The 15534-nt window shown below is 57.1% G+C and carries 12 protein-coding genes; 8 read left to right on the top strand and 4 right to left on the bottom strand.

Annotation, left to right across the window (positions count from 1 at the left end; translation table 11 throughout):
* Positions 1-128: 128 nt before the first annotated feature.
* The 4 genes from VEB01_RS15780 to VEB01_RS15765 form a co-directional block, all read right to left on the bottom strand.
* Positions 129-704 (bottom strand): IS3 family transposase, encoded by a 576-nt coding sequence (locus tag VEB01_RS15780; protein WP_324877078.1) that lies wholly within the window; start codon positions 702-704, stop codon positions 129-131.
* Positions 701-1018: a transposase gene (locus tag VEB01_RS15775; RefSeq protein ID WP_324877076.1), complete on the bottom strand. Its 318-nt coding sequence runs from the start codon at positions 1016-1018 to the stop codon at positions 701-703. Before VEB01_RS15775 ends, VEB01_RS15780 begins: the two co-directional genes overlap by 4 nt.
* A 263-nt stretch (positions 1019-1281) precedes the next feature.
* Positions 1282-1671, bottom strand: coding sequence for a type II toxin-antitoxin system VapC family toxin (locus VEB01_RS15770; protein ID WP_324877075.1), 390 nt, complete (start codon positions 1669-1671; stop codon positions 1282-1284).
* A complete protein-coding gene (locus tag VEB01_RS15765) occupies positions 1658-1921 on the bottom strand; it encodes an AbrB/MazE/SpoVT family DNA-binding domain-containing protein (RefSeq protein ID WP_324877073.1) in 264 nt (87 codons plus the stop codon). The genes VEB01_RS15770 and VEB01_RS15765 overlap by 14 nt, the downstream gene beginning before the upstream one ends.
* Positions 1922-2674: 753 nt before the next feature.
* Here VEB01_RS15765 and VEB01_RS15760 point away from each other — a divergent pair.
* The 8 genes from VEB01_RS15760 (at position 2675) to VEB01_RS15725 (ending at position 15448) form a co-directional block, all read left to right on the top strand.
* The gene (locus VEB01_RS15760) at positions 2675-4705 is read left to right on the top strand and encodes a GMC family oxidoreductase (protein ID WP_324877071.1); all 2031 of its coding nucleotides are present in this window, start codon (positions 2675-2677) and stop codon (positions 4703-4705) included.
* Between the two features lie 28 nt (positions 4706-4733).
* Complete coding sequence (locus VEB01_RS15755) at positions 4734-5762, top strand: alpha/beta fold hydrolase (protein ID WP_324877069.1); 1029 nt, start codon at positions 4734-4736, stop codon at positions 5760-5762.
* A gap of 16 nt (positions 5763-5778) precedes the next feature.
* Positions 5779-6672: an acetoacetate decarboxylase family protein gene (locus VEB01_RS15750; RefSeq protein WP_324877067.1), complete on the top strand. Its 894-nt coding sequence runs from the start codon at positions 5779-5781 to the stop codon at positions 6670-6672.
* Positions 6673-6683: 11 nt separating this feature from the next.
* A complete protein-coding gene (locus VEB01_RS15745) occupies positions 6684-8186 on the top strand; it encodes a patatin-like phospholipase family protein (RefSeq protein WP_324877065.1) in 1503 nt (500 codons plus the stop codon).
* Between the two features lie 89 nt (positions 8187-8275).
* A complete protein-coding gene (locus VEB01_RS15740) occupies positions 8276-9847 on the top strand; it encodes a hypothetical protein (RefSeq protein WP_324877064.1) in 1572 nt (523 codons plus the stop codon).
* Positions 9848-10181: 334 nt separating this feature from the next.
* Positions 10182-11045, top strand: a complete 864-nt coding sequence (locus VEB01_RS15735; protein ID WP_324877062.1) for a DUF2971 domain-containing protein — start codon at positions 10182-10184, stop codon at positions 11043-11045.
* 448 nt (positions 11046-11493) lie between these two features.
* A complete protein-coding gene (rapA, locus tag VEB01_RS15730; protein ID WP_324877060.1) occupies positions 11494-14349 on the top strand; it encodes an RNA polymerase-associated protein RapA in 2856 nt (951 codons plus the stop codon).
* Positions 14350-14764: 415 nt separating this feature from the next.
* Positions 14765-15448 (top strand): LOG family protein, encoded by a 684-nt coding sequence (locus VEB01_RS15725; RefSeq protein ID WP_324877058.1) that lies wholly within the window; start codon positions 14765-14767, stop codon positions 15446-15448.
* The last annotated feature ends 86 nt before the right edge of the window (positions 15449-15534 follow it).

Raw genomic sequence — 15534 nt, 5'->3', positions numbered from 1 at the left:
CCAAAATGTCCTTGGGATCCGAATAGCCTTTGAGCAACTCGTCTAACAGGGCGTCTTGTTTGGCTGTATCACTGGTCATCTTTATTTTCCTTTTTGTCAGATTATACAAACCAATTACACAGTTCTTTTTACACCCCCGGTCGGGAGTGGTGAATCAACCCCACTCCCGGCCGCTTGTGTTTGACCGCCCGGATCAGTGCCTGGCCAGTCAGGTCCTGAGTCATCCGGACCCCCATGGCATAACCCACGATCTCGCAGGTGTGAACGTCCTTGATGCCCGCCAGGTACAGCCAGCCTTCCTCGGTGGGAATGTAGGTGATATCCGTCACCCACACTTGATTGGGACGCCCTGTGGCGAAGTCCTGGTTCAGCCGGTTCTCCGCCACCGGCCAGGTGTGCTTCGAGTTCGTCGTCGCCTTGAACTTTCTCACCTGCTTGCAGCGCAGACCCAACTCCTGCCGAATCCGCTTAATCCGGCCAAGCCCAACCTGGAACCCCGCCGCAGCCAGCTCCGGCTGCAACCGGATCGGCCCATAGGTTTGCCGGCTCCTCAGGTGCGCCGCCCGGATCGCCAACACCAGGCGCGCCTTCTCCTGTGACCGCTTCGAGGGCGTGCGCTTCAACCAGGCGTGGTAACCGCTCTTGGACACCGCAAACACCCGGCACATCAGTGGCAATGGAAATTCCTGACGGTGAGCCTTCATGAACGCGTACCTCGCATCGACTCGCTCGCAAAGTACGCCGCGGCCTTTTTTAACAAGTCGCGCTCCAGCTTTGCTTCCGCCAACTCCCGCTTCAAACGCGAGATCTCCGCCTCCAGATCGCTCACCGGCTGGCGACTCTTGCCCACCTCGCCCAACTGTCCGGCACGGGCCTTATAGACCCAATTCGCCAAGGTCTTCGCGGATAGACTGAGTCGCCGCGCCGCTTCCGGCACGGACAGCTTATCCTCGGTGATCAATCTCACCGCCTGCTCACGAAACTCTGTCGTGAACGACTGTCTCGGTAATTTCGCCATCTCGTTCCTCCATCAATCAATCTACCGGATTTACACGATTGATGGCGTCCACTTTTTCGAGCCTAGCTCACTGCATCGTTCGCGATTGATGCGGTTCGTACCTCACCGCATCCTACCCAATCCCCCGCCACGCCTTATCGGACCCGCCTAACCGGTCAAGAGCCTGTAGGCTGGGATGCAGCCTTGCGGAATCCCAGCTCAATCCGCCACCTGCGGTCCTCGAAAACGCTGGGTCTCGCTCCTCGACCCAGCCTACCCCCTAATTACGGCTTCTCTACCAAACAATCCGACAAGCCATCAGACTTTTTGATGAAGCGATCGTCGAATGTTTTTAGGGACGAATACCGCTCGCTATTCGCCAAGTGAAAGGCATCGGTGAAATCCAAACCGGCTTCATGCCAGTTGATCACCCGCGCTACAAGCTGAGCATTGTTCAAATGAACGTTTTTCAGCCCAAATAGCTTTTTAAACGCGGAGCAGATTTCCGCTGGTTTAAAGTCGTACGCATATCGCAGTACCCATTCGGTTTCCAGGATCACCGTGTCGGGTATAAAGATCTCGGCCGTCCGGAAGAGCTGATAGCTGGCCTGGAATTGAGCCTTATCGTCCTGGGTGAGAAGCCGAACAATAACATTGGTATCAATCGCTATCACGCCATTCCTTCGTTACGTGTTGGCGTATTGCTTGGTCGATTTCTTCAATGCTTTTGGCTTTCCCTTCAAACCGCAGGCAGCCGGCCACCTCGTCGAGAGCGGTTTCCTCGAACGGCACTTTAGGCTTAAGCAGGATGCCGTCGCCAACCTCGATGGCAACCAGCTCCAGCCCTGCTTCCCAGCGGTGAGCCACTCGAAACCCTTTGGGAATGATCACTTGGCCTTTGCTCGAAAGCTTGGTGGTCTCCATGGTGCATACCTGACGTAAGATAAAAGTAAGATGTTGGGCTTGAGTGCATCATCCGTCAATAAGATATAAATGGGGCAGGCTTTCATCTTTTGCTTCCGATTGAACTATTCAGTTCGCGATTGATGCGGTTCGTTATCTCACCGCATCCTACGAATCCCTCCGCCACGCCTCACTGAGTCTCGCCCAATTCATCGAGAAATAATCGATCGCTAATCAACCCATGGAGCAGAAGCGAAGAGCTTTTCGCCTCCCCCCGATTCGGGAGAAGGAAATCGTAGATAGCCATGCCCGGAGGAAAGAGCAAAAACGCTTCGTGCAAATCCCGTTTCTTTCTGTTTCTTAAGCCCTTTTGATTTATCGGACCGAACATCTCCCGATATCGAGATGTCGTTTTCGTGAAGGCGGACTATCATTCATTGATTACGGGAGAACTTAGAACCGAGGGCAGGTGTGCTCGGATCGGCGTCTGTTTTGACAGACGCCTGGGTAAACCGGATTACCCGTTGTGTCGATAAGGCGTTTCGGCGCCGACCTATACCAATAATCCATTCCATAACAAGAAGGAGAATAATGATGACGACGTTATCCTTGACCTTTAAGGAAACCATGTCGGGGTATTTCGCTTTGGGAGCGAGCGATACCGCGGAGGGGGCACAACGGGGCAAGCAGGAAGGCACTACACTGGCCATGCACGCGGAGGTCGGCATCGACGATTTGGATCGTTTCATCAGCGATCCCGAACACTTGGGGTCCTTGAAGGGCACCATCGATTTCCCGCCGCTGGGCATGGGCATCAAGGCGCCAACCGGGGTGTTCAACCTGTTCAAGCCCACCGACAATCCCGACATGACCTACATGGTCTACGAGCTGGGCTTTAATCATCAGGGCGAAGACTATTATCTCGCCGGACACAAAGACGTCAGGGACGATTCCGGGTTCGACCTGTGGTCCGACACCACCACCCTCTACACCACACTGCACCAAGGCAAGGACAAGACCGGCCCGGTCGTCGGCGCGGGCATCCTGACCCTGGGCGTCAAACAACTGGCCGACCTGCTGTCCACGGTCGAAGTGCCGAACGCCGAAAACCTGGCCGATAAAGCCGCCGCCATCGAAAAATTCGGCCGCTTCTTCGCCGGCAAGCTGTGGGACGCGTACGTCATCCCCAAATTCGGCAAACAGATCTTCGACAAGAAAGTCGACAACACCCTGCATTACGACGTTATCGTGATCGGCAGCGGCTTCGGCGGCGCGGTCACCGCCTGCCGTCTGGCGGAAAAAGGCATGAAGGTCTGCATTCTGGAACGCGGACACCGCTGGGACGTGAAGGATTATCCGCGCGGTCCGAAAGATGCCTGGTGGTGGTCTCACGAAGAGCCCGAAAAGAACAACGGCTGGATCGACATCCGCTTCTACAAGCACATGGCCGTGGCCCAGGGCTGCGGCGTCGGCGGCGGCTCGCTGATATACGCGAACATCTTCGTCGAGGCCGAACCTTTCTCATTCGAGTCCGGCTGGCCGGCGGAAATCACTTACGACGCGCTGAAGCCCTATTACGAAAAAACCGGCAAGATGCTGAACGTCCAGGAAGTGCCGGACAATCAATGGCCGGCGAAAATGAAGCTGATGAAAGAAGCGGCGGAGAACTGCGGCTACCGGACGCGTTTCCGCAAAATGCCACTGGCCGTCACCTTCGATCCCGAGTTCAGCTACGACAAGCCCGACGCCTTCGATGACAAGAACTCGAAATCCCACGTCAACGAATTCGGCCAGGAACAGGGCACCTGCGTCCACTGCGGCAACTGCGACATCGGCTGTCAAGTCAAGGCCCGCAACACCCTGGACCTGAACTACATTCCCCTGGCAGAGAAGCACGGCGCGGAGGTCAAGCCCTTGCATCTGGTCCAGCGCATCACCCCGCTCAATGGCAACGGGGGCTACCGGGTCGACTTCGACGTGATCGATACGAAGAAGCAAAAACTGATTCCCGGCCATTTGAACGCCAAGAAAGTGATCGTCGCCGCCGGCACCATGGGCTCCAACGAGCTGTTGCTGCGCTGCCGCGACCAATACGGCACGCTGCCCGAACTGAGTGCGATGCTGGGTGTGGGCTGGAGTTCCAACGGCGATTTCCTGACCCCGGGAATTTATGCGGATCGGCAGATTTCGCCGACCCGCGGTCCCACCATCACCAGCGCCATCGACTTCCTGGATGGTTTTTTCCACAAGCAGCGCTTCTGGGTGCAGGACGGCGGCTTCCCGAACCTCATCAAAGATGGCCTTCAGGATCTGAGCAAAGACCACCGCTTCGGCCATTTCTTCTCGGTCCTGAAATCCCTCAACAAAGGCAGCGATCCCCTGTCAGGAGTCATGCCCTGGTTCGGTCAGGCGGTCGACGCGTCGGACGGCGTACTGAAGATTTCCCGTAGCTGGATTCCGCCGTTCCGCCACAAGATGGACCTGGACTGGAACATCAAAAATTCCGAGGGCGCGGTTCAGGCGCTGATCGACATGCACAAAACGCTGTCGGAAGCCACCGGCGGTGTGGCCATGGTCCCGGCGACCTGGGAAGTCCTGAAAGACCTCGTCACTCCGCATCCCTTGGGGGGTTGCCGCATGGGCACCAGCATCGCCGACGGCGTGGTCGACCACAAAGGCGAGGTGTTCGGCTATCCGGGGCTGTACGTGGCCGACGGCGCCATCATCCCGAAGGCGGTGGGCCTGAACCCGTCCCGCACCATCGCCGCCCTGGCCGAACGCATCTCCGACTTCATCCAACCCTGAACCCCGCCACTCGGGGAAGGAGCGTCCCATGTCTTTGACGGAACGCATCGTGCCATTCACGGCCGGCGACGGTCTGGCACTCAATCTCATCAACGTTCGCTCGGCGGACCGGGCTCCCACGCGGGAGCCCGTCATCCTGGTGCACGGCGCCGGAGTACGGGCGAACATTTTCCGCGCCCCCCGGCAAACCACCGTCGTCGATGCGCTGGTGGAAGCCGGCTATGACGTCTGGCTGGAAAACTGGCGCGCCAGCATCGACTTCGCGCCCAACGAATGGACCCTGGATCAGGCCGCGCTCTACGACCACCCCCATGCGGTACGCAAGATCGTGGAAGAAACCGGGCGGAAGAAGATCAAGGCCATCATCCACTGCCAGGGTTCGACCAGCTTCACCATGTCGGCCGTCGCCGGATTGGTGCCGGAAGTCGCCACCATCGTCAGCAATGCGGTGTCCCTGCATCCGGTGGTGCCGAACTGGTCGGACTTCAAGCTGAATTTCGCCGTACCCGTGGTCAACGCCTTAACCCCATACGTCAACCCCCATTGGGGCGTCGAGGCGCCGACGTGGGTCGCCAAAACCATTACCGGCCTGGTGAAACTGGTCCACCACGAGTGCAACAGCACCGTGTGCAAAATGGTCAGTTTCACCTACGGCAGCGGGTTTCCAGCGCTGTGGCGGCACGAAAACCTGACCGACCTGGTCCACGAAGATTGGATCAAGCAGGAATTCGGCAACGTGCCGCTGCGGTTCTTCAAGCAAATGGCCCGCTGCGTGCACAAGGGCAACCTAGTCGCCGTCGACGGTCTGCCGAATCTGCCGTCGGATTTCGCCGCTTCACCGCCGAAAACCGACGCGCGCTTCGTGTTTTTCGCCGGCGGGAAAAACCGCTGTTTTCTGCCGGAAAGCCAGAGAAAGTCCTGGCAATACTTCGACGCGCTGCGGCCCGGTTTTCACGGGCTGCACGTTCTACCCGAATACAGCCACCTGGATGTTTTCATGGGGAAGAACGCCGCAACCGATGTATTCCCCCTGATGATTCAAGAGCTGGCCAAATAACAACAAGGTAATAACAATGGGTATCCCGAAACGCATCAAAGCCATTCAGGGCCAATATTCCCTGGTCGACACCATCCCTTTCCAGTTACCCGTGCAATGCACGCCCTCGCCCGTTCTCATGGCGATTTTCCCGATCAATCCGGACAAGGCCAAAGCTCTTTTGCCCGCGGAAGTTCATCCGCTACGGGTGGGCGGCAAGGGCTTTCTGGTCGTCACCGTCATCAATTATCTCGGCACCAATATCGGCACCTATATCGAATACAGCATAGGCATCGCCTGCACCCACGGCCTCAAACCCGCGCCGCCGGTTCTGCCGCTGCTATTTATGAACTGCTACGGCAGCGGGCAGTACGTGGTCGACTTGCCGGTATCCACCAAAATATCAGTGAAAGGGGGAAAAGGGATCTGGGGCATGCCCAAGCATCAGGGCAACCTCGATTTCAAGATCGGCGACGACACCGTCAGCAGCCAGTACGATCTCGACGGAAAACTGGTGACCTATATCGAAATCGGCCGTCCGTCCTCGACTCCCCTGCCGATGAATATGAGCACGGTCAATTACTGCTCGTTCCGCGGCATGCTGATGAAGTCCTATATCTATTTCCAGGGTAAAGCGGGCATACGCCTGTTTAACTGGGCCAAGGCCCGGCTGGTGCTGGGCGACCATCCACGGGCGGAGCCCTTGAAGACCCTCGAAATCGGGGACAAGCCGCTGATGACCGCGTTCATCCCCAACGCCATCGGCACCCTGGACGATCACATAGAATCCTGGTTCCTGCACCAAGACCAGCCGCCGGCGACCGCGCCGGAGGGCATGGAAAGCGTCATCAACCTGCCCTTGGACGAAACCTGGCCGCCTGCCCCCACCGCGCCCATTGCCGGACAAACCTTCGGCAATCTGAACCGCTAAGGAGGACGGCCATGAGCCCAGCCAATACGGTTCCCTTGACCGCCCCCCTCAATCCCGGACAGCCGAAACGGGCGCTGGTCCTCCCCGGCGGCGGCCTCCGGTTGTCCTATCAGGCGGGGATTATGCTCGCCCTGGAAGAAGCGGGCTTCGAATTTCAATATCTCGACGGCACATCCGGCGGCAGCCTGAACATGTCCATGCTGCTGTCCGGACTGGAACCCGGCGAGATCTGCCAGCGCTGGCGCACGCTCAAGCTCAAGGACACCATCGCCTTCCTGCCGCTCAAGGATTACCTGAAGGTGGAAAATCTGGAAGGCATGGGGGATTCCAAAGGCTTTCGCACCAAGGTGCTGCCCCATTTCGGCATCGATACCGCCCGCATCCGTGCCGTCGCCGAGCCGCCCGCCAGCTATAACGTCCTGGATTACGCGAACAAGGTAGTCAAGGTGATATCCCACCGGGATATCGACGAAGACATGATTATCGCGGGCATGTCCCTGCCCGGAGTCTTCCCCCCGGTGCGGAAGGACGGCGGCATCTACCTGGACACCGGTTTCGTGCAGGACGCGAACCTCATGGAAGCGGTGAAAAACGGCGCGGAGGAAATCTGGGTCTTGTGGGGCTTGGGCAATACCGGCACCTACCGGGGCGGCCCCCTGCATCTTTATGTCCAAATGCTGGAAATGAGCGCCAATGCCGCCCTCAACAACCAGTTGGAGGCCATTCGGGAGATCAACCGGCGCATCGAGCAGGGCGACAATCCCTACGGCCAAACCCGAGCGATCCGCGTTCACGTCGTCAAACCGGAATATCCCCTGCCACTCGACCCGGATTTATATCTCGGCAAAATCGACCACGCCACCTTGATCGAAATGGGTTACGCCGATGCGAAAACCTATCTGCATGCCCTGCCCGGAACGACCGCGGAAACGCAGCTCAATCCCTCGCGCATGAAAGATCCGGCGGTCGGAATCCGCTTCCGGAAATGCTTTGAAGGACACATTTCGTTGGCGCAGCAACCGGAATCGAAACAGAATTTGAAGATCGAACTATGCATCCACATCGCCGATCTCGAGGCTTTTCTCGCCGATCCCGAGCACGCCGCGAGGATCACCGGCCATTTGAGCTGTCCCGCTTTCGGCTCCATGGTGCTGCTCGCCGATAGCCGATTCTTCCTGACCAGCCTGCCCGATCGGACTCGGCGCATCGGCTACGAACTTCGCTTCGACAGCGGAAACCGGCGCTACAAGCTGGCCGCAGAGCAGATTCTGCACGATGACCCCGGCCCCGACATGTGGCGGGATCTATCCACGCTCTCCGCGCAACTGTTTGCGGCGGACCCGGCGGATTCCCGCCCGCTCGGCACCGGAACGCTGCATTCTTCGATAGCCGGCATCAAGGACTGGCTTGGCGGCATTCGGGCGACGGAAACGCAAACCCTGACCGACGAACTGAAGGTCATCGCCCGCTTCACCAAGTTCGTCCTCGGCGAATTGTCCGAAGTGTACGGATAAGCCCAAGCCGCCCTGCCCGCGCCAGGGAACGCCGGGGCCACCCCTCAGGGATTGAAAACAAATAACAACAAACCCCGGAGGACTTGATCATGAGCCAATCCGAAGCGCTCGAATTCTTTCACGCGGTCGATGTCAGCGATGTGGACCGGCCGAACCGCTTGTGCGTCTGCATCAGCGACGTGCATTTCACCGACGGCACGGTGGGCGTGCAAAGCCGCGACGACTGGGACGATTTCTTCGGGGAGATCACCCTCCTGTGCGAGGATCGCAAGATCGAGGAACTGGTGTTCGTCCTGGACGGCGACGTGGTCGACATGATCCGCACCAAGCACTGGGCGGAACGCGGCGTGTACCCTTGGGAACGCGAGCACCCCGAGTTTCCCGGTATCGTGAAAACGATCATGCAAGGAATCATCGACCAGCACTCCGGACATGACGGCGGTGACTGCCGGTTTTTCCAGATGCTCCGCGAGTTGCCGGCATCGCTTCGAGATAAGGGCGTCAAAAAGGTCGACGTCCTGGTGCTGCTCGGCAATCACGACAAGGAAATCCTGTCGGCGCCCGAGGCGCTCAAACTCTTTTACGAAGAATGCCTGGGCTGGAAGCTGAAAGACATCCCGGACGATTATCGGCTGAAGGTCGGGCGGATGTACGGCGACGAAAGCCTGTTCAAAAGTCCCGGCAGCGCCCCCTGGTTTCCCTTCTATTACGCCGATCTCGGCTTCCGCCTGTTCGTCACCCACGGCCAGTGGCGCGACGGCGACAATTGCCACGCGCTCCCGGAATGGTCCATCGAGAACGGCTGGCAGATCGAGACCTGGCGGAAACTCCGCTACCGGCCGTTCACCGATCCCTGCTTCGGCGATACGGTCGCGGCGGGCGTCCTGTCCGGTTTCATCTGGAAAGCCAAGCAAGCCTTGGCCGAGGAGGATAGGCAACGCATCGCCCGATCGGAAGCGAAAAGCCTTGGGATGAGCCGTTTGGAACAAGTCCTCGACGAACTCGATCTCTACCGGCCGAGCTATGCCGCGGTTTCACGCATCATCGAAGAAACCCAGAAGCTCAAGGAACGGCCCGACATCGCCGACACTATCGAAAAGCTCCTGCAAGACTCCGTATCCCAGTGGCTAAGCTGGGATTTCACCTATGAAAGCTCCCCCACGAAACGGCGTATCGGCCTGCGCTTTCTACGCTGGTGGCTGCGCATCGCGGAAATGCTGCACCGCACGCTGGCGCTCAAGTCGATTGAATGGTTCATGAAAATACTCGCCTGGTTCCGCAGCCACCACCGGGAAGAGCCGGTCACTTTCGAAGAAATGAAGAAATTCCCGGCTTTCCTGCCCGAAAATCGCATCTACGGGTTTCACATCCACGGCGAAGGCCACACCCATAATCCTCTGGAAGAAGAACCCGATGTCGATAAAGGCCAAAACTATACCTACATCAATTTTGGCACCTGGCGCGACCAGGTCGTGGAAAAGAATGCCGGACACTGGCTCCTCAAACTCCTAAAAAGGACCAAGCCCAGCTACCGCCGCCGCAGCGTCGGCCGTGCCCTGTTCGTCCTCGACCTCAAACCGGCCGCCGGCGGCGACAAAAGGAATTTCAGCTATTGGGTCGACGACAATCTGACCTGGAGCGATAAGCTGGATTGGAAATGATCCGTGCGGCGGAAGGGTTGTCCGGGCGCTCCAATCGCAAACGGCGGCTTCGGGAGCGCCGAAGCCGCCCTTCCAATCGCAAACGGGCATCCAGGGAGCACCTGGATGCCCCTTCCCCGGACAACCGTTTACGATTGGAATACGCGGGTACGCTATTCCGCCCTACTAAACTGCAGTTTCCTTACATTTTACGTTTACAGTTACGATTACACTTTACCTAGATAATCGTGGTTCCCGTGTTACATAATCGGGGATTGGATTTCTATATATCACCTTGGAATTGCATGATGTACAAATCCGTTTAATCACTTGTTCTGTGTACTAGGATCCCAAAATGATCGTTGCTCCAAAAACAGAAGGTGTCCTGTTCCATTACACGACACACGATGCACTCCATAGCATTGTGGAGAACCGGAATCTCCGCGCCACAAACGCATACTACCTAAATGATTCCAACGAAATCGTATTTGCCATAAACCATTTTCAAAGGCTTTTGGATGCAGCCGCCGACGAAGCAGAAAACACCAAGATCGCCAATTTCTACTTCGAATTAAGTCGTTGGCTTTATGGTTTGAAGACCAATGCCCATTACATATTCGTCTTTTCACTTAGCGAACATCGCAATCTACTGTCCCAATGGCGTGCTTACACTAAGCACGGCTCGGGCGTAAGCATTGGCTTCAACGTTACCGACCTAGAACGCCTCGCGGCTCGAAATCAGCTGTCGTTAACGAAGTGCATTTATGAAAGAGACGAATGCCAAAGGCGCCTAGCGAATGAGCTTGAGCGGATAAAGTCTGAGTTTCTAGCAGCATTCCCACATTTACCCACCGAATACGTTGCCACCCAAGTCGAATATCTAGATTTTCTGAATAGACAAGCAGAACCACTGCTAAAAGTCTTCTGCGCTCTTAAGGATTCAACCTTCCGGGAAGAAGGCGAGTGGCGCTTAATTTCTAAGTATTACAAGTATTATACGGATCCGAGTATAAAGTTCAGACCTAGTAAATCCACCCTAATTCCGTTTATAGAAATAGACATTAGCGAGATGCGCGATGACGGACTATTATTCGAGCAGGTTTATCCCGGCCCTTCTCCAAATTTCGATCTATCCTTTCAGGCGATTTCAGCGTTTTTAAGTAATAAACGGGCGTGCAATGTAACTATAAACCCTCAATCGTCATGGACGGAACGATAGTACACATAATCGGCTAATCGGGGGTTTTTAACCCTCAGCTCGCATAGGGCGCATTAGCTTTAGCGAAAAACAGGTCAGGCTTTTATTGTTTGCCTTAGGGTTCTTCCGTTTCAGTATTCCTTGGCACTTCACTTAAGGAAATCCGAAGCAAATAACAAAAGCCTGACCTGTTCATGACCCTTTCATGACGGTATCGGTCAAACCCGCAATCCGCGATAACCTTGCCCCCGATCTCCGGAAAAGCGTTCGCCTCGATCAGAACGCCTTTCCGTCACTCGTTCACGGCCTCTTCGGGGCGTCTCACCGGGTCGCATCCATCGAACTCCAAGGCTTATCGGAAACTTAGACGCCCCTTCCCGCTCATATTGGGAGCGGGCGCCGCAACCGCCAATCCGGGCGGCCCTGCTACAATTCTGCACCTGTCTTTTGATGTTTCCTTTTAGGAGAGATGACCTTGCCGACTTTCGTTCCTGGACAACGGTGGATTAGCGAGACCGAACCCGAACTGGGTCTGGGTATCGTGCTGGCCGTCGAAAATAACCGCGTGACCATTCTTTTTATCGCCAGCAGCGAGCGCCGCACCTATGCGGTCGATAACTCCCCGTTGACGCGGGTAAGGTTTTCCAAGGGCGATTCGGTCGAAAGTGCGGAAGGCTGGAAGCTCAAAGTGTCGGAGGTGCAGGAAAATCATGGCCTTATAACCTACGCAGGACTGGGCGAGGACGGGACGCCGCGAAGCCTCGACGAAGTCGATCTCAACCATTTCATGCAATTCAACAAACCGCAGGATCGGCTTTTCACCGGCCAGCTCGACCCTTCGGCGCTGTTTCGTTTGCGCTACGAAACGCTGCGGAGAATCGGCCAACTGGAGCAATCGCCGGTTCGCGGCTTGTGCGGCGGGCGCACCAGCATCATTCCGCACCAGATCTACATTGCCCATGAAGTCGCTCACCGCCAAGCCCCGCGCGTATTGCTGGCCGATGAAGTCGGCCTCGGCAAAACCATCGAAGCGGGACTGATCATCCACCATCAACTGTTGATCGGACGTGCCGAACGCATCCTCATCATCGTGCCGGAACCGTTGTTGCACCAATGGCTGGTGGAGATGCTGAGGCGCTTCAACCTGCGCTTCAGCCTGTTCGACGAGGAGCGTTTCTGGCAAATCGACGACGGCAATCCCTTCCTGAGCGAACAACTGGTCCTGTGCAGCCTGGATTTCTTCATGGACGACGAAGAACGCCAGGAAGCCGCGCTCGCGGCCGGATGGGATATGTGCGTGATCGACGAGGCGCACCACCTGCAATGGTCGGAGCAGCAAGCCAGCCCGGAGTATCTGTTCGTCGAGCAATTGGGCAAGGCCGTGCCGAGCCTTCTGCTCCTGACGGCAACTCCGGAACAACTCGGCAAGCGCAGCCATTTCGCCCGCTTGCGCCTGCTCGACCCCGATCGCTTCTACAGCTACGACCGATTTCAGCTCGAGGAAATGCAATACGAGTCGCTGGCTGAGGTGATCAATCATCTGCTGGATGATCCGAAATTGGACCGGGAGACCTTGAGTCAACTGAAATCCATCATCTCGCAAGACTTGGCGGACGATTTATTGGCACGATTGGACGACCCCGAGCGCGCCGAGGACGCGCGTCGCGAACTGATTCAACTCCTGCTGGACCGCCACGGCACGGGCCGGGTCTTGTTCCGCAATACCAGGGCTACGGTCAAGGGTTTTCCGGGACGGGAACTGGTCGCCCATCCCCTGCCGCTGCCCGAGGCATACAGCAATCTGTTGGCCGAGACTCAACCTCAGATCGAAGACCTCCTTCATCCGGAAACCCTGTATGCCCGGTATGCCAAAGAGGCCGTCGAATGGTGGCGTCTGGACAGCCGGGTGGAGTGGTTGGCCAAGACCATAAAGAACCTCAAATCGGCCAAGGTTCTGGTGATCTGCGCGAAAGCCAAAACCGCCATCGATTTGGAGGAGGCACTTCGAATCCAGGGCGTGCGCGCGGCGGTTTTTCACGAGCAAATGAGCATCGTGGCCCGCGACCGGGCGGCGGCCTGGTTCGCCGATACCGACGATGGCGCTCAGGCGCTGGTGTGCTCGGAAATCGGCAGCGAAGGACGCAATTTTCAATTCGCCCATCACCTGGTGATGTTCGATCTGCCGCTCAACCCCGACCTGCTGGAACAGCGGATCGGTCGTCTCGACCGTATCGGACAATCCGAAATCATCCGCATTCACGCCGCCTACTTCGAGGGCAGCGCTCAAGCCGTATTGTTCCGCTGGTATAACGAGGGACTGAATGCGTTCAGCCAGCCTTGTTCGGCGGGGCTTCCGGTCTTCAGCCGGCTCGGGGGAGAGCTTGCCGCCTTACTGCAGGCGCCCGGCGCCGCAGGCGAAATCAAACTGGTGGAGCGGGCGCGGAAGCTGACCGATGCGATCCAGGAGGAATTGCATCAGGGCCGGGATCGGTTGCTGGAATTGAACTCCTGCCGCAAAAACGCCGCGGATCATCTCGTCCGGCTGATCGAAGAGACGGACCGTGAGAATAATCCCTGGCCTTATTTGGAACGGGTGTTCGACGCTTACGGAGTCGCCATCGAGGAACATTCGGAACATTGCTATATCCTCAGGCCCGGCGAACATATGCGCACCCAGTTCCCGGAGCTGCCCGACGACGGCGTGACGGTCACGCTGGACCGGAGCATCGGTTTGGCGCGCGAGGACATGCTGTTCCTGACCTGGGAGCACCCGATGCTGCGGGGCGCCATCGATCTCATTCTAAACAGCGAGCACGGCAATGCCGCGCTGAGCTTAGTCCGGCACCCGGATCTGGAGACCGGCCAACTGCTCCTGGAAACCATTTATTTGATCGAGTGCGCGGCACCGAAGCGCTTGCAGATCGGGCGTTTCTTTCCGCCCACGGTGCTGCGCTTCCTGTTCGATCAGGATGGCAACGATCTCAGCGCCCTGCCCTTTGAAAGCCTTGCCGAACAACCCCAGCAGTTCGACCGGGAACACGCGCTGGGGCTGGTCCGCAGCCGGCAAAAGCTCATCACCCGGCTGATAAGCAATGCCGAAAAGAAGGCACGGGCGCAAATGCCCACCGTCATCGGCGAAAGTGCGAAAAGGATGCTCGACACCATGACGACCGAGCTCAAACGCCTGGCGGCCCTGCGGCGCGTCAACCCGAACGTGCGCCAGGAAGAGCTGGATCAGCTTAAAGAGAACGCCATAGAGATGAACAACTGCATTCAGGGAGCGCACTTACGCTTGGATTCGGTGAGATTAATGATTACGGTCTGACGCTTTGGGCGGATGGATTGCTGAAGCGGTTTTCATCATAGTCCAGCGGCATGGATTGGGTCGCCGTCCCGCATGCGGGTTGCTTGGCCAAACTGTAGGCCGGATTAAGCCCTTCGGCTTCGCTCAGGACAGGCTTCGCGTATCCGGCGTTTTGTCCGCAGCGCGCCGGGAACAGCTGACGCCCCTTCGACCGGGCCCGGGACAGGCTTATCCCGGCCTACAATTCGTTAGGCGGACAGACCGTTAGTCAAACGGAAGAGCCGCCCCATTCTGCCTCGCCCCAGACGACGACTGCTTGCACAACAACTACTTGCGCGAAAACTCAGTCCGACGCTTCCACCGAGGCGTCGGTGAAATTTCACCATTAGCTGCCATACTCTAAAGCTCCATCCCACTTCAACCCTAGGGTAGGCTTATGATCGAAGATTTCAAAGGCGGCGAGTCGTGGCGCATGTTCAGGATCATCAGCGAGTTCACCGAAGGCTTTGACAAGCTTTCCGATATTCGCTTCGCCGTCTCTTTTTTCGGCTCCGCCAATATCAAACCGAGCAGTCCGTACTATCAGGCCGCACAAACCGTCGCCGAGGTACTCGCCAGCCACGGCTATGCCATTATCAGCGGCGGCGGGCTGGGCGTTATGGAGGCCGCCAATAAGGGTGCCCGTCTCAAAAAAGCCCGCTCGATCGGACTCAATATCGAATCGTCCGGCGAAGAGAAATCGAATTCATACCAAAACCTCAGCCTGGAGTTTCGCTACTTTTTCGTGCGCAAACTCATGTTTGTGAAATATTCGATGGGCTATGTCTGCTTTCCCGGCGGATTCACTACCTTGGACGAATTGTTCGAAGCACTCAGTCTGATGCAAACGCACAAAATCCATCCCATGCCGCTGGTTCTATTCGGTTCGGAGCATTGGAATGGCTTAATGGACTGGATCAACAACGCGATACTCGCCAACCAATTTGTCGACAAACCCGCTTTGGAACACATCTCGATAACGGACGACCCTCTCGAAGTCGTCGACATTATGAACAAACACCGCGAATGGAAGCTCAAAAGGATCGTTGAGGCGAAATCCGCCGAATCGCCCGAAAATTAACCGGCCCGCAGGTTTTCCCTGCTCCAAGAATTTTGCATGTCGTGCCCCAAATCTATCGATCCATCAAAACCACCTCGCCAGGATCT

Origin of the sequence: Methylocaldum sp., assembly GCF_035627495.1 — a bacterium.
Lineage (GTDB): Bacteria > Pseudomonadota > Gammaproteobacteria > Methylococcales > Methylococcaceae > Methylocaldum.
Note: the sequence above shows the minus strand (reverse complement) of the source record. Positions and strands in the feature narration are given on the sequence as shown.

Coding starts and splice junctions, on each gene's coding strand:
- VEB01_RS15780 (WP_324877078.1), bottom strand. CDS start 704: ATGAAGGCTCACCGTCAGGAATTTCCATTGCCACTGATGTGCCGGGTG.
- VEB01_RS15775 (WP_324877076.1), bottom strand. CDS start 1,018: ATGGCGAAATTACCGAGACAGTCGTTCACGACAGAGTTTCGTGAGCAG.
- VEB01_RS15765 (WP_324877073.1), bottom strand. CDS start 1,921: ATGGAGACCACCAAGCTTTCGAGCAAAGGCCAAGTGATCATTCCCAAA.
- VEB01_RS15755 (WP_324877069.1), top strand. CDS start 4,734: ATGTCTTTGACGGAACGCATCGTGCCATTCACGGCCGGCGACGGTCTG.
- VEB01_RS15750 (WP_324877067.1), top strand. CDS start 5,779: ATGGGTATCCCGAAACGCATCAAAGCCATTCAGGGCCAATATTCCCTG.
- VEB01_RS15745 (WP_324877065.1), top strand. CDS start 6,684: ATGAGCCCAGCCAATACGGTTCCCTTGACCGCCCCCCTCAATCCCGGA.
- VEB01_RS15740 (WP_324877064.1), top strand. CDS start 8,276: ATGAGCCAATCCGAAGCGCTCGAATTCTTTCACGCGGTCGATGTCAGC.
- VEB01_RS15735 (WP_324877062.1), top strand. CDS start 10,182: ATGATCGTTGCTCCAAAAACAGAAGGTGTCCTGTTCCATTACACGACA.
- rapA (WP_324877060.1), top strand. CDS start 11,494: ATGACCTTGCCGACTTTCGTTCCTGGACAACGGTGGATTAGCGAGACC.
- VEB01_RS15725 (WP_324877058.1), top strand. CDS start 14,765: ATGATCGAAGATTTCAAAGGCGGCGAGTCGTGGCGCATGTTCAGGATC.